Here is a 24,908-nt window from a genome sequence, read left to right as displayed (position 1 = left end):
TGCCGACCCACTGTCACGATCGGCGCGCGCGGGACGCGAGGGAACCCACGCCCCCACCTCGAGGCCGCTCGTTTTCGCACGGCCGCGGCGACCGCGGTTGCGTTACCCTGGGGCCCGCAAGGCCCGGCGGGCCGGAGGACCGGAGGCCCAGACGTGGAGCAGGACCGCAATTTCGTGTTCGAGCGCTACATCCCGCTGCTCGACCCCGACACTTTCTCGGACATCGCCTTTTATCGGGAGCTCGAGCGGATCGGCTACCGCCAGGTCCTGCTCGGGGGCACCGGCGCGGCCGACCTGCCGGGGCTGACGCTGAGGCTCAAGGAGCACACCCGGCTGCAGGTCGTGCTCTACCCGGCGGGCCCCGACTCGCTGGCGCCGGCCGACGTCGTGCTGCTGCCGGACGTGATGAACTCCAACTCGCACTACGCGCGCCCGTTCGGGTCCGGCTCGGTGGCGACCGCGATGCAGGTCGCGCGTCGCGGCCTCAACTTCATCCCGCTGGCCTATTTCATCATGGGCAACAGCACCGCGCGCTGGTACTTCGACGCGTTTTTGGTCCCGTCGCCGAAGATCATCCTCGGCTACGCCAGCTACGCGCGGATGGTCGGCTACCGCTACCTCGCGCTCGACTACGAGGATCCGGCGCTGGCGATCGACCCGAGCCTGATCGCCGCGATCAAGCAGGTGCCCGGGCTCCACCTCGTCATCTCCGACGAGTTCGACCCCGCGAGCGGCCGCGAGGCGCTGCGCATGGGCGCCGACACCGTCGTCACGCCCTCCGACCTCTTCGAGGACGCGAGCGACCCGCTCCGCCTCGCCCGCGAATTCCACGACGCCCTGCTCAGGCCCGCGTGAACCAGCCCCCGAACGACCCCGCAGGCACCTCCCCCGCCTGCCCGCGTGAACGACCCCCTGAACGACCCCGCAGGCACCTCCCCCCGCCTGCGCCCGACCGCGTGAACGACCCCCCCACGACCCCGCAGGCACCTCCCCTCGCCTGCGCCTGCTCACCCGCCCGATCCCCGTCGCCAGGCCAGACCTGCCGCTGCCGCCGCCGGGCCAGCTGCTGCGCGTGTTCGCGGGCGCCATCGCCATCGGTTCGACCGCCGCCGCCGTCGGCGCCTACTACGTCACCCTCGCCGCCGAGTTCCCGTCGGACGCCCTGCCAGATTTCTTCGTCATCCTCGCTGCCCTCGTCGTCACCTCGATCGCCGTCGTCTACCTCCGCCACCGCCGCCTCGTCGATCGCCTGGAGCCGTGGCTGCGCCGCCCGAGCGACAGCGTCGACCTCGACGCCTGGCGCCAGGCGCTGTCGTGGCCGGCCCGCCTGTCGATCTTCATCGGCCTGTCCGCGGTCGCCGTCGGCCTGAGCGCGGCCGCGATCATGCTCGTCGTCACCGGCGACGCGTGGCTCGGCCTCCACATCGCCGTCGGCGGCCTGCTCGCCGCGGTGCTCGACGCGATCTTCGCCTGGCTGTACACCGACGCCGCGACCCGCCCGCTGCGTCGGGCCTTGATCGCGCGCAGCCCGATGCTGCCGGTGACCGGCCCCGGGATCGTCCGCCTCGGCCTCGGGGCGAAGATGGCGATCGTGATCGTCGGCGTGCAGCTGGCGGGCGCGGTGATCTCGGGCACCCTCGCCTATCGCGGCGCGAGCGCGGCGGTGGCCGCCCACGAGCCGACGGCGCTGGCGCTGCACATCCTGGTCGTCACCGCGATCGGCCTGCTCGTCAGCCTGTCGGGCTGCCTGCTGGTCACGCGCCACACCACCGACCCGCTGCGCGAGCTGACCGACCTGGTCGGCACGCTGACGCCGGACCAACTGTCGCGGCGGGCCCTGCCGATCGGCGGCGACGAGGTCGGCCAGCTCAGCGCCGCCGTCAACGGCATGCTCGGCGGGCTCGAGGAGCGCGACTTCATCAAGGACGCCTTCACTCGCTACGTCACCCGCCAGGTCCGCGACGTGGTGCTGCAGGGCGGCCTCGAGCTCGGCGGCGAGCTCGTCACCGCGACGATCCTGATGGCAGACATCCGCGGCTTCACCCCGCTGGTCGAGCACATGCCGCCGAAGCAGGTGGTGCGGATCTTGAACCGCTACTTCACCGAGATGGTCGAGGAGTGCATGGAGCACGGCGGCCTCATCGACAAGTTCATCGGCGACGCGATCCTCGTGGTGTTCGGCGCCCCGGTCCGGCTCGCCCCCGAGCTGTCCGCGCGCTGCGGCCCGCGCGGCCCTGGGCATGCAGCGCCGGCTCGCCCGGCTCAACGACGCGCTCGCGGCCGAGGGCACCCAGCCGCTGCGGATCGGCGTCGGCGTCCACACCGGCGAGGCGATCGCGGGCAACATCGGCGCGCCGCAGCGGCTCGACTACACGCTCATCGGCGACTCGGTGAACACGGCCACGCGCATCGAATCGGCGTGTAAGGAAGTCGGCTCCGACGTGCTTATCAGCGAGGCCACGCGGATCTTGCTCGGCGACGCGGCCTGCGTCGGCGCGCCGGTGACGGTGCACCTCAAGGGCAAATCGCGCCCCACCGCGGTGTTCCCGCTGCTGGGCCTGCAGCCCTGATCGCGGACGTTCGGGGTCGCCGCGGTTCGCCGGCGCGCCTGCTCGCGCGGCCCCGTTCGCCGGAGCGTTCGCGTCCGCGGCGCCCGCGGTGGACGGAGTGTTCGCCTGCGAGTACAAAGATCTGTCATGGGGACGAGCGACCTGAACTACCAGTGGGCGGTCCGGCGCCCCGCATGGACGGTGCGTCAGGCCGGCGAGCTCGTGCGCAGCGTCGCCGACACCGTCGAGAACGCGTGCCAGACCCACTTCCCGCCGTCGGAGGGCTTCCGCACCGAGGCCACCGAGCTGAACGGCCTGGTCGAGGGGGTCCGCCTGTCGGTGTCGCGCGGGGAGTTCTCCGCGGTGGTCAGCGCCCAGTGCTACGCCGAGCAAATGTCCCAAGAGACATGTGCATCGCGCCAGGTCTCGGTGCGCCTGGTGGCGGCCCGCCGCGACAGCCCGCCCCCGCCGCCCAGCGTCCTCCGCCTGGTCCAGATCGCCGGCCCCGTCGCCCTGCTGCTCGGCGTCAGCGCGCTGGTGTTCGCCCTCATCTGCGCCGCCGCGGTCCCCGGCGTCGGCGGCTACTTCCGCCTGTCGCTGTGGATGAGCTTCATGCTGATGATGGCCCCCGCGGTGGCCTGGCTGGCCGGCGCCCGCACGTCCATGCAGCTCGAGGCGGTCGAGGCCAGCCACGCGGCCCTGTCGAACCGCGTGGCCGCCCTCGCCGACGCCAACGCCCGCTGGCAGCGCCTGCTCGCCGTCGTCCACGAGCAGCAAGCCGTGGTCGCCCAGTACAAGGCGCTGCCGTTCCGCCGCTGAAAGACATGTTTTAAAAGACATGTCCTATCGAACATTGCGATGTGAGATGATATGTCCCGTCGGACATATCATGATTGTTCACGCGCCGGGCTGATCGTCCGGCGTCAGCGCAGCGCCAGGACCAGCACGATCACCACCAGCAGCACCGCGTTGACGGTGATGAGCAGCAGCTTGATCGGCGGCCCGGACGAATTCGCCGGGGAGGCTGCGCGAGGCGCCGGCTGACGCGCGGCGTTCGGCGTCGACCTCGGCTGCGCGGGGCGGGGCACCGCGGCGCTCGGGTCGGCGACGGCGCGCCCGAGCTGCGGTGGTTCGACGACGGACGGCCCGGCCGACAGCAGCTCGGTGCGCTCGGAGCGAGCCGCCGGTAGCGCGACGTCGCCTTGCAAGATCTCGGTGCGCTCGGGCCGACTGGCCACGAAGATCTCCGTCCGCGCTGCCGGTGCGTCGCCCGTGGATCGCAAGCGCGCCATCGGCTGCGGGACGCTCTCCGTCTTCGCCGCCTGCGCGAACGATGGCAGGACGAGCTCCGTCTTCGCGGCCGGCGCGGCCGCCTGCGCGAACGATTGCGGCCAGACCTCCGTCTTCGCGGCCGGCGCGGCCTCCTGCGCGAACGATTGCGGCCAGACCTCCGTCCTCGCCGCCTGCACGAACGACTCCGGCAGCGTCTCCGTCCTCGCCGCCGGCGGGTCGTCCCGGTCCGACGCAGCCTCGGGGACGAGGGTCTCGTCGGCGTCCGGCTGCACCAGCTTCGAGTACCTCAGCGGGCGAGGGCTCTCCGGCTGCGGCGTCCCCGGGCGCGGCCGCGTCCAATCGATCTCCGTCCTGTTGCTCGCGGAGGTGCTCGCGGACGGGTCGACGCTCGCAGCCGGTCGCGTCGGCATCGGCGTGACCGCCAGCGGTTCCACCGGCGGCAAGAGCGACCCGCGCCGCGGCGTCGTGGCGTTCGAGCGCGCAGGGCCGGACGACCCCGACAGCTCCAGGGGCGGCAGGAGGGGCCCCCGCGGCGTCGGAAACGCGCTGGGGCGCGCCGGGCTCGGCGACCCTGACGACTCCAGCGACGGAAGGACGGGCCCGCGCCGCGGCGTCGGGGACACGCTGGAGCGCGCCAGGCCCGACGCCGCCTGCTCCCGTGCGATTGCCTCCGGCGAGGCCGACGCGATCGTCCGCGCCGGTGACGGCAGCTCCGTCGTCGACTCTCCGCCCGGCGGCGCCGACACGATCGATCGCGCAGGCGACGGCAGCTCCATCGTCGACTCCGGGCCCGGCGGCGTCGACTCGATCGAGCGCGCCGGCAGCTCCATCGTCGACTCGGGGGCCGGCGGCGTCGACACGCTCGACCGCGACGGCAGCTCCATCGTCGTCGCTCCGCCCGGCGCCGTCGACACGATCGACCGCGACGGCAGCTCCATCGTCGTCGCTCCACCCGGCGCCGTCGACACGCTCGACCGCGACGGCAGCTCCATCGTCGTCGCTCCGCCCGGCGCCGCCGACACCATCGACCGCGCCGGCGTCGATGCTGCGACCCCGCCCGGCGGCGCCGACACGATCGACGGGCCCGACGTCCGCAACTCCGGCGTCGGCGCTGCGACTGGCGACCCCAGGCTCGAGCGCCCGAGGCTCGGCCCCGCGGTCACGGGGGCAGGCGTGCTCGGCGACCCGGGCAACACCGGCAGGTCGCTGCGCGAGAGGTCGACCTCCGACGCTGTCGCCGCCTCGGCCGGAGGCGGCATCACCTGGACCACCGGCGCCGACGACGACGCCGCGGGCGCGGGTCCGAGGCCGAGGACGTCGCGCAGGGCCTCCCGCAGCTCGCCCATGTCCGCGTAGCGCTGCCAGGGCTCGACCGCCAGCGCCTCCGCGAACAGCTCGTCGACGGCCTGCGGCACCCCCGGGACCAGCGACCGCAGCCGCGCCGGCATCCGCGGCGACGGCCGCTCGCCCGCGATCAGCTCGAACAGCACCGACGCCAGCGAGAAGACGTCGCTGCGGACATCGCCGCGGGAGCTGGCCTGCTCGGGCGCCCGATAGCCGCAGTCGTCGGGCCGACCGGCGCTCGGCTCGAGCTCGCCGACGCCGAAGTCGAGGATCAGCAGCTCGTCGGCCTCGGTGACGACGAGGCGCTGCGCCGTCAATGCCCGATGCGGGACCCCGAGCGCCGTGTGGGCAGCCCCGAGGATCGCCGCGGCGCGCTCGCCGAGGCGGAGCGCCCGCTCCCACGGCGGCGCGGCCTGCTTCTGCCACGCCGGCGGGCCGCCCTGGCGCAGGCGATCGAAGCTCCAGCCCACCGGCGGATCGGCGAGGCAAAACGGCGGATCGGGCGGAGTCGTGGGGATGTTGCGCAGCGGCTCGATGCCGACGAGCCTGGCCTCCGACGCCGCGTGGACGACTCGTAGCAGCCCGGACCAGGCGCCCGGGGTACACGCCGACGGATCGAACAGCACCAGCACGAGCGGCCGGGCGCCCCCGTCGGAGGCCGTGAACACGCGCGCGGGCCCGCTGCCACGGAGGAGCGCCTGCAGCTCGAAGCGGCCGGCGAAGCGGTGGCCGACGGCGGGTGCGAAGGCTTCGGGCACGGGCGCTCGCAGCTCAGCAGTTGATCTTCACCAGCTTACCGTTGAGGATAAGCTGCTCCGAGGCGAGGACGCTGATGTTGCCGCCCGCGGCCAGGGTGATGTTGGCGGTCGCCGACACCGCGACGCTGCCCCCGGCGATGATGAACACGTCCGGCCCGTTCAGGACGATCCGCGCCGCCCCGCTGGTGACCTTGTAGAACGTGTCCTGCATCGTCGTGCCGGTCGCCGGCACCGTCGGCGAGGGCGACGACGCCTGGGCGATCGTCACCGAGTGCACCGCGCCGACCAGGCACGAATCGTTGTTGCCGATCGTCGTCGTGCGGTTGGAGCCGACCGACGTGGTGAGGTTCGAGCCGATCGTCTCCGTGCAATCGACGCCGACGTTCTCGGTCAGGTTGTTGAGGATCTCCGTGTTCCAGTCCTTCTGGGCGTGCAGGAAGATCTCCTCGGAGCCCTTGCGGTCCTCGAAGCGGAGCTCGTTGAAGCCGCCGCCGCCGGGCGAACTGTCGCTCTTGATCGTGCTCTTCGTCTTCTCGGCCGGCAGCGGGTACGGCGTGTCGTTGCCGCCGTGGTAGATGCGCCCGATCACGATCGGCCGGTCCGGGTCGCCCTCGATGAAGTCGACCAGCACCTCGTGGCCGATCCGCGGCAGGAACATCGCGCCCCAGCCGTTGCCGGCCCAGGCCTGGCTGACGCGGACCCACGTCGTGCTCGTCTCGTTGTGCAGGCCCTCGCGGTCCCAGTGGAAGTGCACGCGCACGCGGCCCTCCGCGTCGGTGTGCACCTCCTCGCCCTCGGGGCCGACGACCGTCGCGGTCTGCACGCCGCGCATCACCGGCCGCGGGGTCCGCCGCGCCGGGCGGAACGGCAGCCGCAGCTCGGTCACCGTGAAGCGGTTGCGATACTCGCTCACGCCCGCCTCGTCCTGGCCGAGGGTCTGCGGCTGGTTGCCGGTGTGCTCGACCTGGACGATGCGGTACTCGCCGTTGAGCTCGTGCTTCGGGTGGCCCGCGAGGGTCATCGTCCGCCCCGCGGACAGCCGCGGGCAATCGCTCGTGCCCGAGCCGAACCTGCGGTTCGACTGCAGCTCCTCGAGCCGCGTCTTGGCCAGGAAGTTGCCCTGGTGCGGGCCGCCGCGCCCCGGCTCCTGGTACTCGCCGGGGAAGTCGTAGACCTCGAGGTCGGCGTTGGCCCGCCCCGTCTCCTGCGCCTCGAGCCCGAGGTCGGGCTGGTGCAGGTTGAAGTCGCGCAGCGAGAACTTCCCGGGCCGCATGCGCCCGCCGAAGCGGAACTCGAGGATGTGCTCGCGGTCCTGGATCGCGCCCATCGGCGGGTTCCAGTCGAGCGTCGGCGTGCCCTCGATCGGCGCGTGCGCCTCCGGGCGGTCGGCCATCAGCAGGACGTGCCGCTCCTCCTCGTGCTTGAAGTAGAAGAAGATCCCGTCCTCTTCGAGCAGCCGGCTGACGAACGCGAGGTCGCTCTCGCGGTATTGCACGCAGTAGTTCCGCGGCCCGTATTCGGCGGACAGATCGAAGGCGAAGAAGTCGCGCGGGATGCCGGCCGCGACCAGCACGTCGGTCACGATCTGCTCGGTCGTCTTGTCCTGGAACACGCGGCAGCCCTCGCGCAGGGCCAGCTTGTGGACCTGCGGGGCGATGGTGAGCTCGTAGAGCTGGTGGCTCCGCGTCTGCCCGACGTACTCGGCCTCGACCACCATGCCGTGGACCAGCCGCGGCGCGTCCAGGCCGCGGATCTCGAGCAGCGCCGGCTGCCCGAGCAGCGTCTCGGGGTCGAGGTCCAGGTCCGCGACCTCGACGTGGAATTCGAACAGGCTCGAGATGGCCTCCCGCCCGGCGAATCGGACCACCCCCATCGGCGTGCCCGCGACCTTCAGCTCGAATACGGTGAGACTTGCATTGTCGACAGTCATACGTAAAGACGAGCGGGAGCGCTCCGCATTCGGAGGTTACACCGGGCGCGGACGCGAGGTCAAACGTGCGCGCGGACGAACGCGAACGATCGATCACGAATATGAGTAGTCACGCGATGAACGATCGCGCGCAGCCCCGCGCGCAATCACGCCGCGATCGGGGCCGCGATCGCGCCTCGCCGCGGCGCATGACTGGGCCGCGGCGGGCTGATATCGTCGCCGCTCCGCGCGACCCGGCGCGATGATGGCGACGACATGAAGACAGACGAGACGATGAAGGACTTCGAGGAGACGTCGGCCGGCGAGGGCATGTTCCTGCCGATTCCGAAGACTTGGGGCAAGAAGGCGCTCGTCGCATTCACGAACGGCCACGAGGGCGAGGAGGGCGCGAGCGTCGTCGTGCGCGTCGAGACGATCGACGCCCGGACCAAGTTGTCGCGCTTCGTCGACGGCCTGATGATCGAGCTGGCGCGCACGCTGCCGGGCTTTTCGCTGATCGAGCGGCGCGACGCCAGGCTCGGCGGCCAGCCGGCGCTCGAGATCGAATTCACGTGGACGGCCCAGGGCGTCGTCTACCGCCAGACCCACACCAGCGTGATGTACTCGCCCGGGCAGGTGGCGTGCGTGATCACCTCGGCCGCGCAGCGCCGCCTGCCGGAGTTCAAGGCGACGTTCGAGGCGGTGCTGCAGGGCGCCCGATTCGTGCCGGCGGGGAAGTGACATGAGCGGGGCCGCAGTCGCACGCGTCACCGACCCGATCGAGCACAGCCCCGGCCTGCTCGGCTTCGCCATCGGCGCGGTGGTCGGCGCGGTCGCGGTCGTGGCGATCGCCGTGGCCACGGCGGCGACCGGCGGCGCCGCCCTCATCGCCCTGGCGGCCGCGGGCGCGGTCGGCGGCGGCATCGCCGGCGAGCTGCTGGCCCGCGCCTTCGGCTCGAACATCACGACCGGCGCCCTCACCCAGGGCTACGAGGACGTGCACGTCAACAACCTGCACATGGTCGCGGTCGGCAAGAAGTGCGAGCCGTGCTGGATACCGATCGTGTTCCCGCACGGCGAGACGCTGGTGGTCGAGGGCAGCGGCACGGTCCTCGTCCACTGCGCGCCGGTCACGCGGGTCGGCGACCAGCTGCTGTGCGACGCGATCGTCGGCGCCGGCTCGCCGAACGTGTTCGTCGGCGGCCCCAAGCACCGCGTGAAGGGCACGGAGAAGGGGCTGCTCGACTTCCTGCTGCCGCGCCTCGGCTTCGTCATGACCGCCACGACGATCGCCATCTACCCGGCGTCGGCGCTCGGCTCGCTGGGCGCGGTCGGCCTGTATCAGGCGGACTACGGCACGTACAAGGGGATCAACACCGCCGTCGGCAACGCCCTCGGGGTCGACCCCGGGCACGCCGCGATCGGCATCGAGCTGGTCCTCGGCATGGCCGGCGGGGCCGCGGCCGGCAAACTGCCGCGCGTCGGCTCGTGGAGCGCGACCAGCTCCGTGGCGCGCTCGCAGTCGTGGCAGCGCTACCTCGCCAGGAAGGCCGCCGAGGGCAAGACCCCCTGGTCGTACCAGCGGTGGGCGTCGACCTGGACGCACCTGGTCGGCAAGGAGGGCGTCCGCCCGGGCGTGACGCGCAACCAGCGGCTCAACAACTTGATGACCTCGCTGATGTCGGCCGGCCCGCTCGAGCTCGGCACGCCCGACCTGCTCGGCTTGCTCAACTCGGCGTTCCAGAAGGCGCTGGAGGTCAAGCCGCCCGAGGGCCACGCCTGCGACTCTTCGTGGCATGCTCCGGCGCCAGGATGAACCGCATGCCGCACCCGGACGAAGACGAGATCGACGATCTGCTCGAAAAATTCATCGTCGAGGCCGACCTGGCCGGACGCTGGCTGGAGCGCCACTTCATGCCGCCGCGGCTGATGTTCTGGCGCCAGAAGCTCGACTTCAGCCGCGAGTCGCTGGCCAAGCTGGCGCCGATCGTCGCCGAGACGCTGGCGCCGACCTCCTCCTGACGCGCTCGAGGAGGTAGCTCGCCGCGTGGCCCAGTACCTCGGCGAGACGATCCAGGCCCACGCCCGCTCGTTCTGGCAGCGGACCGACAACCGCTTCGAACTCCGCATCGAGCGCGCCACCGGCCGCGTCGACGTGCTGCCGATCGCCGAGCCGATCGCCCGCCTGATCCTCGCCGTCCGCAGGGGCGACCCGAAAGCGAACGAGCTGCTCGGCGAAGTGTTCGACGACGCGGTCCGCGACGGCGCCCCGCCGATCGAGCGCTGAGCTGCGCGAAATGTCGACACCATGACGCTGCTGCGATCGCAGCGCCGATTCGTACGACCCCGTCGTCCTACATCCAAAGTTCCCGAGCGGGCGCTCATTTGCGCAATCGCCGGAGCACGCGCGGCGCCGTCCCGGCGGCGAGCCAGCGCTTGCCGTCCTTGGCGAACATCATCGAGCCCGATCGCCTCGGCGCCGACCACCGGACTTCGCTTGTACGAACGCGCCATCGCGGTCGGCTCCCCGCCCTGTCCCTTGGGACATGTCCGAAAGCTCACCCGCCCGCGGTGGCCAGCAGCGCCGCGTCGGCGACCGGCTGGAGCACCACCCGGGCCAGCCCGCGCAGCAGCGGCTCGCGGGCGATCACCCGCGCGAGCGGCGGGCTGTGGGCGTAATAAAAGCGGATCAGGTCGACGCCGGTCGGCGTGGTCTTCAGATAATCGTCGCGGAACGCCCGCAGCGCCGCGACCTGGGCCGCCCACGGCGCGCCCCAGGCGGCGGTGGCGAGGAAGCAGAAGGTGTCGACGGTCTGGAACTTCTGCGCCTCCGTGGTGATCTGCGCCGTCACCAGCGGGCTGCGGTTGGTGCACGCGTCCTCGTAGCGGACCCCGAACTGGTAGGTGTAGTCGGCCCACAGCTCGCCGACCTCGACCGTCACCAACCCCGCGGCGGCGTGCAGCTCGCCGGCGGCGAAGGTCGACTGGTGGGCCGCGCCGAGCAGCTCCTCCGTCAAGTTCGCGCTGCTGGCGATCGAGAACACCTGGACCTCCTTGAGCGCGATCGTCGGGTCGGCGGGCGGCGGCAGGCGGAAGCTGACCTGCACGCGATCGAACGACTCGCTCACCAGCACGACGTCCTCGACCGGCGCCAGCGCCTGGACCTGCGCGCACGAGCCCCAGCCGTCGCCCGGATCGTCGCCCGTCGTGCTGCCTGCCCCGGTGACGCCGCCGCTGTCGCTGTCGCTGCCGCTGTCGCTGTCGCTGCCGCTGCTGGTGGTGCCGCCCTCGCCGGGGCCGCCGTGCGAGTAGACGCCCCAGCGGAACGTCTCGCCGTTCTTCGTCATCACCTGCAGGCGATCGGCGCCGCTGCCGTCGGCGACGCTGATGGTCGCGTCCGGCGGGTGGAGCGTGCCCGTGGCGCCGTCCCAGTCGGCGTAGCCGGCGTACTCGGAGGTGCCGCGGAAGCCCTTGGTGTACGGGTCGAACGGCACCGCGTAGACCACCGACGGCTGGCCGAGGTACTCGACCCCGTAGGCCGAGAGGTCGGGGTCGACGTAGTGATCGTTGTCGCGGTCGAAGCTGTACGCGGCGTTCTCGTCGGCCTCGACGGAGATCTCGAGGTACGCGGTGAGCGGCGCCTCGGCCATCGCCTCCGGCCGCACCAGCACGGTCACGAACGTCGCCTGATCGCCGGGCGGCGTCGCGGCCGTGATCGCGTCGAGGTCGTTGAGCTCCGCGTAGGTCTGGATCTCCTCGGCGTCGAGCGCCGGGTCGTACGTCAGGATGTCGTTGCGCGGCGGGTACCAGCTGATGTCGCCGTTCGGGTCGAATTGCCCCTTGTCCGAGTTGAACACCTTGGGCGACGGGCAGGTCATCGTGTCGACCGAGATGGTCTCGTGCTCGGACGGCGACAGCGGGCGACAGAAGTAGGGCTCGTCCGACGAGGTGTTCTCGTGAAAGCCGAGCGAGTCGAGGTCGCCGGGATCCTCGTCGTGCAGGATGATCTTCGGGTACGTCTTGCCGCGCCGGTGGGCCCACACCGGCAGCACCGACACGCGCGGCCCGTACGGCGCGCGCCAGCTCGACAGGAAATTCCAGATCCCCGGCCGATTGCCGATGCCGTACTTGCCGACCGCCTGGGTCACCATCACGCTCTGGACGTACTCGCCCTTGGCGTCCTCGAGCCAGATGGCGATCTGAGCGTTCGGGACCGGCGTGAAGTGGAACTCGACCAGCACCGGCTCGTCGGCCGCGGCCGCGCGGGAGGCCGGCGTCAGGCCCAGCAGGAGCGCGGCCATCGGGAGCACGTGCGAGCGCGGCACGCGGCCACGATAGCACAGACCTCCCCTCGCATCGCCGTCCGCGGCGAGGTCCGTCGCGCAAGTCGCAGCGCTGCGCCACGCACCCGCACGCGCACGCGAGCATGGCCGGCTCCGCGACTCACGTGAACGCTCGCGTCAGAACCGCAGCACCCACGTGATCCCCGCCGAGCGCGGGCCGAACGTCGGCGCCACCGCGAGGCGATCGGCGGCGCGGCGCTTCAGCCCGACCGCCAGCATCGCCGCGCCGGCGGCGAGCAGCGCCGGCGCCAGGATCACGCCGACGGTCGCCACCGCCGACGACGACCGGCCGCGGCCGTCGATCTGCGCACATTCACCGGACGGGTCGCTGGGCGGGCAGGCGTTGAGGGGATCGTCGTATTGCCGCTCCGCCGCGCGGCGCGCACGAAGCCGCCGACGAACATGCCGAGGCTGGCGAGGCCGAGGCCGAGCGACACGCCGCCGCCGATCGTCAGACCTCGCCACGGCCGGATCGGCCCCGGCGCGTCGATCGGGTCGCTCGGGACGGACGCCGGGCGCTCGGGCTCCGGCTCCGGCGGCGGCTCGGCGGGCGCGGCCGCGGCGTCGCTGGCGGCCCGGAACTGTGCGCGCGTCTCGACCACCGGGGCCGGCAGCGCCTCGCCCGGATAGGCCGCGGTGAACCGCTCGGCGTAGCGGTCGAGCACCGCCAGGCCCTCGCGCACGATGTCGAGGCCGGCGCCGTTCTGCACCGACTTGCGATACGCCTCGGCGATGTAGCCGTGGACCGCCGCGCGGTTGTCCTTGTGGTCGGGCGTCTCGCGCAGGCGCTCGACCGCGGCGCTCCACGTGCGCGCGGCCGCCAGGTACTCGCCGCGATTGAACTGCTCCTGGCCCTCGCGGAAGCCGAGGTCGAACTTCACCAGGTCGTCGGCGGGGGCCGGGGCCGCGGCGGCAACGACTGCCGGCCCGAGCGAGAGCGACGCGCACAGGGGCCAGACGAGGAGCAGGCCGTTGCGTCCTCGCACGCGACTGCGTTGCATGTCGCGAAACCTAGCACATCCCCCGCGCCCGCGCGCAGCGGACGCGGCACCGTACCCGCGAGATCGCGCCGCGCATTAATGCGCCCCGGCGCCCGCGTTGATGCAGTGCGCGCATTGGTGGTAGAGAGCCCGAAATGGTGCCTGACCGCGACGCGCAGGTGATCGGCACGGTGCTCGAGAGCCGCTATCGCGTGCTCGAGCGGCTCGGCCGCGGCGGCATGGGCGACGTGTACCTCGGCGAGGACACCCGGCTCCGCCGCCGCTGCGCCCTGAAGATCTTGCACGCGGAGCTGGCCGAGGACCGCACCAGCGTCGAGCGCTTCCTGCGAGAGGCGCAGATGATCGCCTCGCTCGACCACCCGCACATCGTCGACATCTACTCGTTCGGCGAGGAGCCGTCGGGGCTGGTGTTCTTCGCCATGGAGCTGCTGCAGGGCGAGGACCTCGACGCCCGCCTGCGCCGGCGCGCCGCCCATCCGTTCACGCCCCACGACGCCTGCGTGTGGGCGATCGAGATCGCCAGGGCGGTCGCCTGCGTCCACGACAGCGGCCTCATACACCGCGACCTCAAGGTCTCCAACGTGTTCCTGGCCCGCCGCCGCGACGGCCAGGAGATCTGCAAGCTCCTCGACTTCGGCATCGCCCGCGCCGAGGACAGCTCCGAGCTGACCGAGACCGGCGTCACTCTCGGCACGCCGAGCTACATGTCGCCGGAGCAGATCCGCAACGCCAACCTCGACCGCCGCAGCGACATCTACTCGTTCGGCGTGGTGCTGTTCAAGCTGCTGACCGGACGCGTGCCGTTCACCGGCGAGCCGATCCAGGTCGCCATGCAGCACTGCGAGGCCCCGCCCCCGGCCCCCTCGAGCGTCGCCCCGGCCGCCGGCATCTCGCCGGCGCTCGACGCTATTGTCCTCAAGGCCATGGCCAAAAAGCCAGGTGACCGCTTCCAGTCGATGCAGGAGGTCGGTCAGGCGCTGACGGAGCTGCTGCAGCGCGAGGCCCCGGCGCTCGCGCCGGTCACCGCCGCCCGCCCGCCGCACGACGCTCAGCCGTCCGTGAGCCAGCCGGTGCCGATCGCGCCGGGCCAGAGCGACGCGGAGCGGGCCGCGCTCGCGTCGACGCCTGCGCCGGCGCTCGACGCCGCGACGCCCGGCCAGGGCGCGCAGACCAGCCCTCCGACCGTGGCCGCGCCCCCGCAGCCGCGCCGCTCACGACTGCTTCTGCCGCTCGCCGGCGCCGGCCTGCTCGCCGCGGCTGCAGTCGCCTTCGCGCTGAACCGCGGCGACGCGCCGCAGCCCCGGCCGCAAATCGTCGCATCACCGCCTACGCCGCCGACCACGCCGATCACGTCCCCCGAACCTCCCGCGCCGATCCACACTGCGGCCCCCGCGGAGCCGCAGCCCGAGCTCGAGCCGCCCCCGCAGCCCGAGGCCGCGAGCTCCGACGAGGCCCTCCCGCCGCTCGATCCCGAGGTGACGCCCGCGCCCGCCGTCGAGAAGAAGAAATCTATCAAACCGGCGGCGCCGCTCGACCCGCTGAAGCAGGTCGAGCGCAAGGCCCAGAAGTGCCGCAAGGCCCACGGCGCGCTCGACGGGCCGAAGATCGTCGTCGACTACGCGGTCGGCCTCGACGGCAAGGTCACCCGCTCGGTGCCCTCGGTCCACGACGCCCTCGGCAAGTGCCTCGCCGAGGCGGTCCTGTCGACCCCCTTCGAGCCCAAGCTGGCGCTCGGCCGCAAGGTCTCGCTGTGACGACATGAGATGACCTCGAGGTCATGCCCGCCAAGACATGTCTTTTTCGACACTCTTTTCCAGACATGTCTTTTTCGACATGTCTTGAACGACACGCCTCGAACCGCGCGCCGAATCGCCCCGCCCGGAGACGCGGCCCCGCGGCGCCAGCCGCCCTCCGCGACCTCCCGGCGCCGCTCCGCCGTCACGGCGGACTCAGGGCGTCTTGGCCTTCGGCCCGCAGTGGGCCATCGACGAGTCGAACGAGTCCTGGACGATCTTGTCGCGCGTGGCCTGGTCCTTGACCGTGTCGAGGCTGGGATAGAACTCGCGGTAGACCGCCAGGGCCGTCTTGCAGTCGCCGGCGCGCCCGAAGCAGGTCGCGGCGGTGTGGAACAGCGCCCGCGGGCTGTCGCGGATCTGCGAGTCCTCGGGCCCCTGCGGCTTGACCTTCGGGATCAGGCGCGCGCGACGTCGAGGGCGGCCTTGCAGTTCGCCACCGTCTTCTTGTTCATGTACGCGCCGTCGGACAGGTCGAAGTAGGCGCGCAACAGACGGTCGCGGTCGGTCGAGTCGCCCTCGCGGCAGCGCATCGACGCCAGCGACTCGGCGGTGGTCGTGGCCCGCTCGGGGTGCATGTTGGTCTCTTCCTGGTACCACCGCGCGATCCGCTGCTTGCCCTCCTGGCAGCGGCCGACCAGCATCTCACACATGCCGCGGGTCACGGCCAGGCGCGCGTCGAACTTGGCGTCGAGCGCGTGGATCTTGTCGAGGTCGGCGAGGCAGCCCTTGCCGTCGTCGAAGTTCATCTTGCGCGTGGCCGAGGCCACGAGCTCGCCGATCTCGGCCGTCTGCGGGGTGTAGCCCGCCTGCGGATCGGCCTGCACGGGGGCCGGGCCGGGCTCCGTCGCCTGCACCGGCCCGGCCGCGGGCTTGTCCTCGCAGTTGCACTTGCACTCGCACGGGGGGCACTTGTCCTCCGCGTGCGTCGGGCGCACGTCGCACCCGACGGAGCTCCACACCAACGACACCAACCACCCGGAGCTCCGTCGTACTCGCATCGTCACCTCATTTCGCGGCGGTCTTCGTGCCGCACTTCTTGTTGCCCGGGAAGCCCTCGAACGACTGGCGGGCGATCTGCTCGGCCTGCGCCTTGTCCTTCATGTCGGGCAGGCGGCTGGCGATGAAGTCGTCCTTGAACACCGCGAACGCCCGCTCGCAGTCGCCGGCGCGGCTGAAGCAGCCCGGCACCCACGCGTAGTGGTCGCGCTGGGCGTTGATGATGCTGTAGTCCTCGTCGTCGTTCGGCTTCACGTCCTTGTGCTTGAGGATCAGCTTGTAGTTGTCCTCGCACTCCTTGGCGGTCAGCTTCGTGGTGCCCGAGTTCGCCATCATCAGCACCATCGACGCCTTGATCAGCTCGTCGCGCGGGGTCATCTTGCCCTGGCAGTGCTGCCACACCATGTTCTCGACCGCCTTGTCGATCTGCTCGGGCGAGTTCGACGGCGGCTGCGAGAAGCTCTCGAGCACCTTGCGCGCCAGCACCTTGCCCGCGTCGCACTTGCCGGCCGCCATCAGGCACCACGCGCGGTACTGGGCGATCCCGTTCTTGCCGTCGGTCGACTTGCGCTTGGGCTCGAGCCTGTCGTAGGCGTCGAGCTCGGCGAGGCAGCCCTTGCCGTCGCGCGAGGTGAGCTTCTGCTGCGCCGCCTCCATGCGTGAGCGCGCCTCCTCGCTCATCTCCATCTTGGCGTTGATGACCCCGGCCGCGTTGAGCGACTCCTGCGACTCGGGGGCCTTCATCGCCTCTTTCTCCGGGTTCGCGCCCTCGCGGATGGGCCGCAGCGTCAGGCGGATCGGCGACTTGCAGCCGTCGACGTCCTTGGCGGAGTCGCCCTTGCAGGTGCCGAGGTCGCCGCCCTGCTTGTCGGCGGTGCGCGAGCGCTCGTTCTTGCCGCCGGCGCCGAAGCCGTACAGGCTCACGCCCGCCTCGGCCACGAACTCGGTCACCGAGCCGAGCGCGAAGGCCCCGAGGTTGAAGCCGTAGACGAAGTGCGTCGCGCCGTCGCAGCCCGGGTTGCCCGCCAGGTCGTCGCGGTAGACCGCCGAGCGCGTCGAGTTGCGCGTGCCGGCCACGAAGTACTCCATCGAGAACTTCTCGCCGCCGGCCACCCGCCCGCCGAGAGTGCCGACCGACAGCGGCAGCTTGGCCACCAGCTCGCCCTGATTCGAGATGTTCAACTTCTCGAGCGCCCCCGAGGTCCACTCGACCGGCTTGTACGCGCCCTGCTCGCCGCGCACGCTGTCGTTGCGGCACTCCTCGAGGACGGTCATGTTGCAGCCCTCGTAGCGCACGACGACCACGTCGTTGGCCGCGTACGCCTCGAAGCTCGAGCGGTCGGTCGCGTCCCACTCGATGATGAAGGGGCGCAGGTGGTTGTCGGGGTTGCACGCGTTCTTCGCGGCGAAGGTCTCGTTCATCAGACCGCTCTGACCCGACTCGCGCGTGGGACCCGACTTGGGGATCCGTCCGGTACAGCCCGGCACGGCGAGCGTGAGCGAGAGGAGACACATGACAGGAAACAGGGGGCGGGACGACATCAGTGTAGCTCGTGGGAAGTCCGGGGCGAATCTTGGCCGAGAACGCGCCCTCCGGGAAGCCCCCTGGCCCTGCTCGTCCGGACCTTCACGGCCCGTCGCGAGATTTCCGCCAGGCCTCGCCCGAACAAAAACCGCGCCAGAACATCATCCCGATGGCATCCGGCTGCAGTCATCGGCGTGCGCGGACACGGAGATCGCCGCCCCTCCGCCCGCCCGTCCCGATCGACCCGCGGCCATGCGCGATCTGGCCCTTGTAACCTGCCTTTCAGGACATGCCCTCGAAGACATGCAGCTTCGGTGAGCTCCAGAGCTGCGCCTGGTGCTCCTCGCGAGCGAAACATCAGGGCGAGGCGGTGCGCGCCGCCGCGCGAGGGCGCGCGCGCTCGGCCGCGACTGTCCTTCGGGACATACCGCGCCCGATCGCCCGCGCCTCGACACCCCGCCCGCGCGTGCCGTCGCTCTGTCCCGCCGGTCATGTCGGCGACGAACTCCCGCGGCTCGACGAGCGCGGGCATTCACCTGTCCTTAGGGACATGCTACGAGCTCTCTCCGCGCGATCGCTCGCCGGCCTGCCCGACCGCGAGCACGACCGCTTCTTTTGGGCCCGAAGAGCCGCGCGTCAGGACTGCGCCTGCGCGCGACGGCCGGTGCGCGGCTCTTTCTTGCGGGCCGGCGTGGCCCGGGCCTCGGCGATCAGGGCGTGGGCGTGTTCGCGGGCGCTGGTGGTCACGCGCGAGCCGCCGAGCATGCGGGCCAGCTCCTCGACGCGCTCCTCGTCGGACAGCTTGACCACGCGGGTGATCGTGCGGCCGGCCTGGGTGTGCTTCTCGACGCGGAAGTGGGCGTCGGCGAACGCGGCGATCTGCGGCAGGTGGGTGATGCAGAGCACCTGGCGCTGGCGCGACGCCACGTAGAGGCGACGGCCGATCGCCTCGGCCACCGCACCGCCGACGCCGGCGTCGACCTCGTCGAACACGTAGGTCGTGACGCTGTCGCCGGTCGACAGCACGCTCTTGACCGCCAGCAGCACGCGCGACAGCTCGCCGCCCGAGGCGACCCGGTTGAGCGGGGCGACCGGCTCGCCCGGGTTGGCCGAGAACATGAACTCGACCCGGTCGAGCCCGCGCGGCCCGAGCTGCCCCGGCGGCAATTCTTCCACCCGGGCCTCCAGCCGCGCCCGCGGGATGTGCAGCGCCGCCAGCTCGGCCTCGACCGCGCGCGCCAGCCCCTCCGCCGCCGCCGCCCGGCGCGCGTGCAGCTGCTTCGCCCGCTGCAGGCACTTGCCGAGCAGCTCCTGCTCGCGGGCGTCGAGCGCCTCGAGGTGCGAATCGGCGTGCTCGAGCTGCGACAGCTCCTCGCGCATCGCCGTCAGCTTGGACGGCAGCGCCTCGAGGTCGCCGCCGTGCTTGCGCTTCAGCGTCTCGAGGTCGTGCAGGCGCTCCTCGACCTGCTCGAGGTCACCTGGCTCGAAGGACATCTCGTTGGCGAACCGGGCCGCCGCCGCCGCCGCCTCCTCGCACGCCACCTGGGCCGCGATCAGCTGCTCCTGGATCTCGCCCAGGAGGCGCGAGCTGTCGGCCCCGCGGCGGGCCTCGTCGAGCAGGATCGCCAGGCGCCCGGCGATCGCGTCGTCCGACTCGTACAGCACGTCGTGGGCCTGGCGGGCGAACGCGGTCCAGCGGTGGGCGTCGCGCAGCAGCAGCGTCCGCTGGCGCAGCGCCGCCAGCTCGCCCGGCTCCGGGTTGACGCGATCGATCTCCTCGATCTGGAAGCGCAGGAAGTCGGCGCGCGCCGCCCCCTCGGCCGCCCGCCGCCGCAGGTCGGCCGCCGCCTGGGCCGCCGCTTGCCACTCGCGGTACTGCTCGGAGTAGGCCGTCGTCTCGGCGTCGAGGCCGGCGTAGGCGTCGAGCAGGTCGATGTGGCGGGCCACGTGCGTCAGCGAGTGGTGCTCGTGCTGGCTGCAGATGTCGATCAGCTGCTCGCCGACCCGCTCGAGCATCCCCTGGGTGGTGAGCACGGACTGGACCACCGAGCGCCCGCGGCCGGCGCGGCCGACCACGCGCTCGAGCACCAGCGCCTCGCGGCCCTCCTCGATCCCCAGCTCGTCGAGCGCCGGCGCCAGCCGCCGCAGCGAGCCGGCGTCGAGCTCGAACTGCGCGCTGGCCCGGGCCGCGTCGGCCCCCTGGCGCACGATCTCGGCCCGCCCGCGGGCCCTCGCAGGAGCGCCAGGGCGTCGACGATGATCGACTTGCCCGCGCCCGTCTCGCCGGTGAGGACATTCATGCCGCGCCCCAGCTCGAGGGCGACGTCGTCGAGCAGCGCGAGCCCGCGGATGTGCAGATAACTGAGCACGACGGCGCTATAGCATGCGCACAGCCGCGCGTCAGCGCGTCAGCGCGTCCGCCCGCCCATACCGGCGCTCCAGCCCAGCTTGGTGGCCAGCACCCGGAACACGCTGTACTCCGGGGGCACAGGCGCAGCGGGTCCGGCGCGGCGTCGATGACGACGCGGTCGCCGAGCTCGAGCGACACGCTGGTCTGGCCGTCGATCGTCAAGAAGGCGCCGCCCTCGACCGGGCCCTCGTAGGTGATCTCGATCAGCGACGCGGCGTCGCTGACCACCGGCCGGTGCGTGAGGCTGTGCGGGCAGATCGGCGTGATCGTGAAGGCCGTCGCCGAGGGGGCCACGATCGGTCCGCCGGCGGCCAGGTTGTAGGCCGTCGAGCCCATGGGCGTGCACACGATCAGGCCGTCGGCCTTGTACGTGGCCATGAACTGCCCGCCGACGTCGGTCGCCAGCGACAGCAGCCGCGGGAACTCGCCGTGCTTGATGTACGCGTCGTTGCAAGCCGCCTCGCGCAGGAACACCCGGCCGGAGCGCTGCAGCTCGACCTGCATGCGCAGCCGCGGCTCCCACGTCAGCTCGCCGTGGACCGCCGCGGCCAGCCCGATCTCCCCCTGCTCCGCCTGGTACGCAGTGAGGAAGCCGAGGTCGCCGAGGTTGATGCCCAGCACCGGCACGCCGGCCTCGGCCGCCCACCGGCTGGCGCGCAGCAGCGTGCCGTCGCCGCCGAGCGCCACCACCAAATCACAGTCCTCGGCCAGGCCGTCGCAGTGGGGCACGACCTCCGCGCCCTCGCGCCGCAGCGACTCGGCGCCGTCGCCCTCGGTCAGCGCGCACACCTTGACCCCGACCGCGTGCTCGCGCAGCCAGCGGGTGGCGTTGACGGTCGCCTCGAACGCCCGCGCTCCGTCGCGCGGATAGAGGAGGACGCGGCGGACCGCGGGGATCGGTACACGCTTCGACATCAGTCGTCAGGCGAGTAAAGGTAACCCTGGTGCTGGAACAGGCAGATCTTGCCGCCCTGCTCGCGCCGGGCCCGCTCGAGCGCCGCGTCGACCAGGTCGAGCAGGTCCTGCAGCGAGCGCGTGTCCTTGTTGGGATAAAACGACACCCCGATCGAGACCGAGAAGCCGTGGACCGCGGCGGCGCGGGCGGCCGAGGGGTGGAGGAGCGGCCGCCGGGCCTCGCGCGCGACCCGCTCGGCGACCGTCAGCGCCCCCGGGAAGTGCGTGTTCGGCAGCACCAGCAAGAACCCGCGGTCGTCGGTGCGGTGCACGAGGTCGATCTTGCGGACGTTGCCCTCGATGATCGCGTGCAGCGCCGGCGTCAGCTCGACCGCCGGCCGCGCACCCTCGCCGCCCTCGTCGACCTCGACCCGCAGGCAGGCCAGCGGGTCGCTGTAGCGCTCGGCCCGCTCGAACTCCTCGCGGAGGCGGCGGCGGAACTCGTCGGGCGCCAGCTCGACCCGCCGCGCCCGCGGACCGTCGCCCTCGGCGCCCTCGCCTTGCGAGAACTGCGCCCGCGTCCGCAGCAGCACGTCGATGCGCGCGCGCAGCTCCTCGGGGTTGTAGGGCTTGCCGAGGTAATCGTCGGCGCCGCTGCGGAGGCCCTCGACGCGGGCGTTGACCGAGTTGCGGGTGCTGACCATGAGGACCGGCAAGAACCCGCTGGCCTTGGCCTTGAGGATCCGGCACACCTCGAGGCCGCCGATCTTGGGCATGACCACGTCGAGCATGACCAGCGCCGGGCGCTCCCGGTTGTACAGCTCCAGCACCTGCTGGCCGTCGGTCGCCTCGACCACGGCGAAACCCGCCTCGGTGAGCACCGAGCGGGCCGTCGCGCGCTCCCCGGGCGAATCGTCGGCGACCAGGATCTTCACGCCGGAGCTGGATGGGGCCGCCGTCACGCCGTTCAGCTTACCTTCAGGCCCGCCGGGCCGTGTCCTTCGGGCCCGCGGGGCCGAGGGGGTTGTGTCTGCCCGGAAACCACGAGCCCCAGTATGTCCGAGTCACCGGCGTGGGCCCAGCCCTCCCGCGCCGGCGGCCCCGGTAGAGATCGCCCATCCGCCGCCGCCGTCCGGCATGTGAGTCTGAGCCCGAACCTCGCGCCGCGTCCCTGATGGGAGCCTCGCAGGCGACGCCCACGCCCGGGCCCGCGCTTGACAGCCCCGGGGTGCTCGCGTATCCATCCCCGGCCCATGGGTACGCACTACCCCAATCCCGCCGATATCCGCCGCGACTGGCTGCTGATCGATCTCACCGGTCTCACCCTCGGTCGCGCTGCGAGTCAGATCGCCAACATCCTTCGCGGCAAGCACAAGGCCACGTTCACCCCGCATCTCGATGTGGGTGACTTCGTGATCTGCGTCAACGCCGACAAGGTCAAGCTCACCGGCGACAAGCTCGACAAGAAGTTTTACTACTTCAACTCGGGCTTCCCGGGCGGCATGAAGTCCGCCTCGGCGCGCACCCTGCTCGGCAAGAAGCCGGAAGAGCTGATCACCATCGCCGTGCGCCGCATGCTTCCCCGCTCGCCGCTGGGTCGCGCCACCGTGAGCAAGCTCAAGGTGTTCGCGGGGCCCGAGCACAATCATCAGGCGCAGCAGCCCAAGCCCTACAAGCTCCCGTTCTGACACTCCAGCACCCACGGTTCGTCTCATGGCCAAAGACACGATGAAGTACTACGCCACCGGCCGCCGCAAGAGCGCGGTCGCCCGCGTGTGGCTGTTCCCCGGCGAAGGCAAGATCCTGATCAACCGCCGCGAGGCCGACAGCTACCTCTGCCGCCCGACCAACCTCAAGCTCATCGAGCAGCCCCTGGTCGCCGCCGGTAGCCGCGAGAAGTACGACGTGTGGGCCACCGCCAACGGCGGCGGTCTGTCCGGCCAGGCCGGCGCGATCCGCCTCGGCATCGCCCGCGCCCTCCTGCAGGTCGATCCCGAGGCCCGCGGCGCCCTCAAGAGCGCCGGCTACCTCACCCGCGACTCCCGCGCCGTCGAGCGCAAGAAGTACGGCCGCGCCGGCGCCCGCCGCCGCTTCCAGTTCAGCAAGCGCTGAGCCCCACCGCGGTTCGTACCCCTTCGAGAGCGGAGCCTCACAGCTCCGCTCTCGCTGCTTTCGGCTCCCGCCCGCCAGCGAGCGGCTCGCTCCGACGCCCCGGCACACGTGGGCCGGCGAACGGCTCGCTCCGACGCTCCGCGGAGGCCGGCTCGTCTCAGGCCCGCGCGTCGTCCGGCAGCGCCGGCGCCATCTGTCCCTCGGACCAGCTTACCCGCGCTTCGTCGACCCGCGCTTCGCCGAGGCAACCTGTCTCCCAGGACAGCCTACCTGCGCGCACGTCACCCGGAGTGCCGCGAGCAGCGCGTCGCCGGCGTCGCCTGTCTCTCGAGCCAGCTCATCCGCGAGTGGGCATGTCTGCGTCGGCCAGCGCGTCGCCGCCATGCCGACCTCTCGGACCTGCCTGACCCGGACCCCGCCCTGCGCCTCGCACGACTGTCGCCTATCCGCGAGCAAGCCGGGCGTGTGCGAAGAATCGGACAGCTCTGGGCATCGGCGGCTCACGGCCAGCGCATCGCAAAGATCACCTGTCCCTCGGGTCAGCCTATGAGTGAGCGCGTCCCGCTCCGGCGTGCTGCGCATCCCCGGATCGATCCACGCAAACGGGCACCCGCATCCCGCTGTCTCTCGGCCCCGTCGTCCCGGCGACCGCCGCATCGCAGCTCGCGCTCCACTGGCCCGGCCGGTCCACCTCGAGCCATGTCACAAGAGACATGTCCTTCGAGCCATCCTCGCACGGCCGCGCGGCTCCCCCATCGACCTGCCCGAAGCCATGGTCACGCCACCCGCCGGCGCTCGCCCGAGGTCCGTCCAGCGAGGGGATCGCCTCCGCAAGAGCCTCTTCGCCGGACGCTGCCGACGTCCTCCGCGTCCTCACGGAGCTCTCCCGACCTCTCGCGACGAAGCTGCCTCGCATCGGCTGCCGACCGTCGCAGCGCACGGCCTGGCGATGTCGAGATCGCGGTCACCTTCCCCGCGGCCGCGTCCGCCGTGCGCCGCGTCGACCGCTCCTCGCGACGACGGCGGCCTCGCCGACCGCCGTGCTCCGCAACCCCGTGGGCCCAGGAGTCCACGTCGAGGTCACCGCCGCCTTCCTCGTGGCGCCCGTGCCCGCCGCGTCGACCGCTCCTCGCGACGACGGCGGCCTTGTCGACCGCCGCCCTGCTCCGCAACCCCGTGGGCCTAGTAGTCCACGTCGAGGTCGCCGTCGCCTTCTTCGTGGCGCCGGCGCCCGCGGCCGACGCGTTTCTTCGCGCGGGCCTCGTCCTCCTCGCGGTCACGTCCGCGGTCGCGATCGCGGTCGCGACGGCCGCGGCCCTCCGCGGGGGCGGGCGCGGGCGGGGTGGCGGCGCTGCCGCGAAGTTTCGCGCGGGTGGGCCGCCGCGGTCGTAGCTCGGGCCCGAGTCGAAGTTACGAGGCGGGCGCCCCTGGCTCGCGGGCGGGCCGGAGGGGCGGGGCGAGAAGCCGCGGTCGCCTGCGGGCGCCTCACGTGGCGGCTGGGGGCGCGAGTCGGGCGCTCCGCGGTCGTTGAACGGGCGGCCGGGCCCGCCTGGGCGTGGGCCGTCGGCCGAGCGTGGCGGTCCATCGGGACGCGGTCCGCGAGGCTTGTCCTCGGCGATGCTGACGCGGATCTGCCGCATGTCGAGCGCCGCGCCGTCCATTGCTTGCATCGCCGACTCGCTGTCGGCCGGATTTTGGAACGCCACGAAGCCGAAGCCACGCGAGCGTCCGGTCTCGCGGTCCGTCACCACCTTCGCCTCGATCACCGTGCCGAAGCGACCAAATGCGGCTCTCAACCCCTCGTCGGTCGTGTTCCAGCTCAGGCCACCGACAAATAATTTCCTCGCCATTCGCTCTCTTCGCCCTGTCGCGCGTGCGCGCGGCGCCTCCACTTCGGATGCTGCTCGCGATCCCTGTCTCTGTCAATCCGCGCCCGGTCTCGCGGCGCGACGGCGGATGCAGCCCGGGCCACAAGCGG

The 24,908-nt window shown here is 72.0% G+C and carries 20 protein-coding genes and 2 pseudogenes; 11 read left to right on the top strand and 11 right to left on the bottom strand.

The annotated features are described in order from the left end of the window. Positions 1-153: 153 nt before the first annotated feature. The 4 genes and pseudogenes from OV079_RS49960 (at position 154) to OV079_RS49945 (ending at position 3,368) form a co-directional block, all read left to right on the top strand. Positions 154-855, top strand: coding sequence for a beta/alpha barrel domain-containing protein (locus tag OV079_RS49960; protein WP_267777542.1), 702 nt, complete (start codon positions 154-156; stop codon positions 853-855). 529 nt (positions 856-1,384) lie between these two features. Beyond that, positions 1,385-2,176: pseudogene (locus OV079_RS49955) on the top strand (adenylate/guanylate cyclase domain-containing protein); the annotation flags it as partial. 64 nt (positions 2,177-2,240) lie between these two features. Then, positions 2,241-2,570, top strand: coding sequence for an adenylate/guanylate cyclase domain-containing protein (locus tag OV079_RS49950; RefSeq protein WP_267777539.1), 330 nt, complete (start codon positions 2,241-2,243; stop codon positions 2,568-2,570). Positions 2,571-2,696: 126 nt separating this feature from the next. Then, positions 2,697-3,368 (top strand): hypothetical protein, encoded by a 672-nt coding sequence (locus tag OV079_RS49945; RefSeq protein ID WP_267777538.1) that lies wholly within the window; start codon positions 2,697-2,699, stop codon positions 3,366-3,368. A 104-nt stretch (positions 3,369-3,472) separates the two neighbouring features. On the opposite strand, the gene OV079_RS49940 is transcribed toward OV079_RS49945, so the two are convergent. Both OV079_RS49940 and OV079_RS49935 read right to left on the bottom strand, forming a co-directional pair. Then, complete coding sequence (locus tag OV079_RS49940; RefSeq protein ID WP_267777537.1) at positions 3,473-5,944, bottom strand: serine/threonine protein kinase; 2,472 nt, start codon at positions 5,942-5,944, stop codon at positions 3,473-3,475. A 13-nt stretch (positions 5,945-5,957) separates the two neighbouring features. Further along, positions 5,958-7,874 carry a type VI secretion system Vgr family protein gene (locus OV079_RS49935; RefSeq protein WP_267777535.1) on the bottom strand — a complete coding sequence of 639 codons (1,917 nt, stop codon included), beginning with the start codon at positions 7,872-7,874 and terminating at the stop codon, positions 5,958-5,960. Positions 7,875-8,129: 255 nt separating this feature from the next. Here OV079_RS49935 and OV079_RS49930 point away from each other — a divergent pair, with 255 nt between their 5' ends. The 4 genes from OV079_RS49930 to OV079_RS49915 are packed head-to-tail and all read left to right on the top strand — an operon-like array spanning position 8,130 to position 10,140. After that, on the top strand, positions 8,130-8,594 hold the full coding sequence (locus OV079_RS49930; protein ID WP_267777533.1) for a DcrB-related protein: 465 nt from the start codon (positions 8,130-8,132) through the stop codon (positions 8,592-8,594). 1 nt (position 8,595) lies between these two features. Then, entirely contained in the window at positions 8,596-9,669 is a 1,074-nt protein-coding gene (locus OV079_RS49925; RefSeq protein WP_267777531.1) for a PAAR domain-containing protein, read from the top strand. A 5-nt stretch (positions 9,670-9,674) separates the two neighbouring features. Further along, entirely contained in the window at positions 9,675-9,875 is a 201-nt protein-coding gene (locus OV079_RS49920; RefSeq protein ID WP_267777528.1) for a hypothetical protein, read from the top strand. Positions 9,876-9,900: 25 nt separating this feature from the next. Further along, positions 9,901-10,140 carry a hypothetical protein gene (locus OV079_RS49915; RefSeq protein WP_267777525.1) on the top strand — a complete coding sequence of 80 codons (240 nt, stop codon included), beginning with the start codon at positions 9,901-9,903 and terminating at the stop codon, positions 10,138-10,140. 271 nt (positions 10,141-10,411) lie between these two features. Here OV079_RS49915 and OV079_RS49910 read toward each other — a convergent pair whose 3' ends face one another. The 3 genes from OV079_RS49910 to OV079_RS49900 form a co-directional block, all read right to left on the bottom strand. Beyond that, positions 10,412-12,178 carry a CFI-box-CTERM domain-containing protein gene (locus OV079_RS49910; protein WP_267777524.1) on the bottom strand — a complete coding sequence of 589 codons (1,767 nt, stop codon included), beginning with the start codon at positions 12,176-12,178 and terminating at the stop codon, positions 10,412-10,414. Between the two features lie 135 nt (positions 12,179-12,313). Next, positions 12,314-12,469 carry a hypothetical protein gene (locus OV079_RS49905; protein WP_267777522.1) on the bottom strand — a complete coding sequence of 52 codons (156 nt, stop codon included), beginning with the start codon at positions 12,467-12,469 and terminating at the stop codon, positions 12,314-12,316. After that, positions 12,451-13,197, bottom strand: a complete 747-nt coding sequence (locus tag OV079_RS49900) for a hypothetical protein (RefSeq protein ID WP_267777520.1) — start codon at positions 13,195-13,197, stop codon at positions 12,451-12,453. Before OV079_RS49900 ends, OV079_RS49905 begins: the two co-directional genes overlap by 19 nt. Positions 13,198-13,331: 134 nt before the next feature. Between OV079_RS49900 and OV079_RS49895 the strand changes: the two genes are divergently transcribed. Further along, positions 13,332-14,951 (top strand): serine/threonine-protein kinase, encoded by a 1,620-nt coding sequence (locus OV079_RS49895; RefSeq protein WP_267777518.1) that lies wholly within the window; start codon positions 13,332-13,334, stop codon positions 14,949-14,951. A 437-nt stretch (positions 14,952-15,388) separates the two neighbouring features. Here OV079_RS49895 and OV079_RS49890 read toward each other — a convergent pair whose 3' ends face one another. The 5 genes and pseudogenes from OV079_RS49890 to OV079_RS49870 form a co-directional block, all read right to left on the bottom strand. Continuing rightward, a complete protein-coding gene (locus OV079_RS49890) occupies positions 15,389-15,952 on the bottom strand; it encodes a hypothetical protein (RefSeq protein WP_267777517.1) in 564 nt (187 codons plus the stop codon). A 46-nt stretch (positions 15,953-15,998) separates the two neighbouring features. Further along, positions 15,999-17,411: a hypothetical protein gene (locus tag OV079_RS49885; RefSeq protein ID WP_267777516.1), complete on the bottom strand. Its 1,413-nt coding sequence runs from the start codon at positions 17,409-17,411 to the stop codon at positions 15,999-16,001. A 739-nt stretch (positions 17,412-18,150) separates the two neighbouring features. Further along, entirely contained in the window at positions 18,151-19,722 is a 1,572-nt protein-coding gene (gene recN / locus OV079_RS49880) for a DNA repair protein RecN (RefSeq protein WP_420829470.1), read from the bottom strand. Positions 19,723-20,014: 292 nt separating this feature from the next. Next, positions 20,015-20,839: pseudogene (locus OV079_RS49875) on the bottom strand (NAD(+)/NADH kinase); the annotation flags it as partial. After that, positions 20,839-21,780 carry a response regulator gene (locus tag OV079_RS49870; RefSeq protein WP_267777512.1) on the bottom strand — a complete coding sequence of 314 codons (942 nt, stop codon included), beginning with the start codon at positions 21,778-21,780 and terminating at the stop codon, positions 20,839-20,841. The gene OV079_RS49870 and the pseudogene OV079_RS49875, both read right to left, overlap by 1 nt. Before the next feature lie 291 nt (positions 21,781-22,071). On the opposite strand from OV079_RS49870, the gene rplM reads away from it, so the two are divergent. Continuing rightward, positions 22,072-22,506, top strand: coding sequence for a 50S ribosomal protein L13 (rplM, locus tag OV079_RS49865; protein WP_267703748.1), 435 nt, complete (start codon positions 22,072-22,074; stop codon positions 22,504-22,506). A 25-nt stretch (positions 22,507-22,531) separates the two neighbouring features. Further along, complete coding sequence (gene rpsI, locus OV079_RS49860) at positions 22,532-22,930, top strand: 30S ribosomal protein S9 (RefSeq protein ID WP_267777511.1); 399 nt, start codon at positions 22,532-22,534, stop codon at positions 22,928-22,930. A gap of 776 nt (positions 22,931-23,706) precedes the next feature. Here rpsI and OV079_RS60000 read toward each other — a convergent pair. Beyond that, positions 23,707-24,780 carry an RNA recognition motif domain-containing protein gene (locus OV079_RS60000; protein ID WP_267777510.1) on the bottom strand — a complete coding sequence of 358 codons (1,074 nt, stop codon included), beginning with the start codon at positions 24,778-24,780 and terminating at the stop codon, positions 23,707-23,709. Positions 24,781-24,908: the final 128 nt, after the last annotated feature.

This window comes from Nannocystis pusilla, assembly GCF_026626665.1.
Classification (GTDB): Bacteria; Myxococcota_A; Polyangia; order Nannocystales; family Nannocystaceae; genus Nannocystis; species Nannocystis pusilla.
Note: the sequence above shows the minus strand (reverse complement) of the source record. Positions and strands in the feature narration are given on the sequence as shown.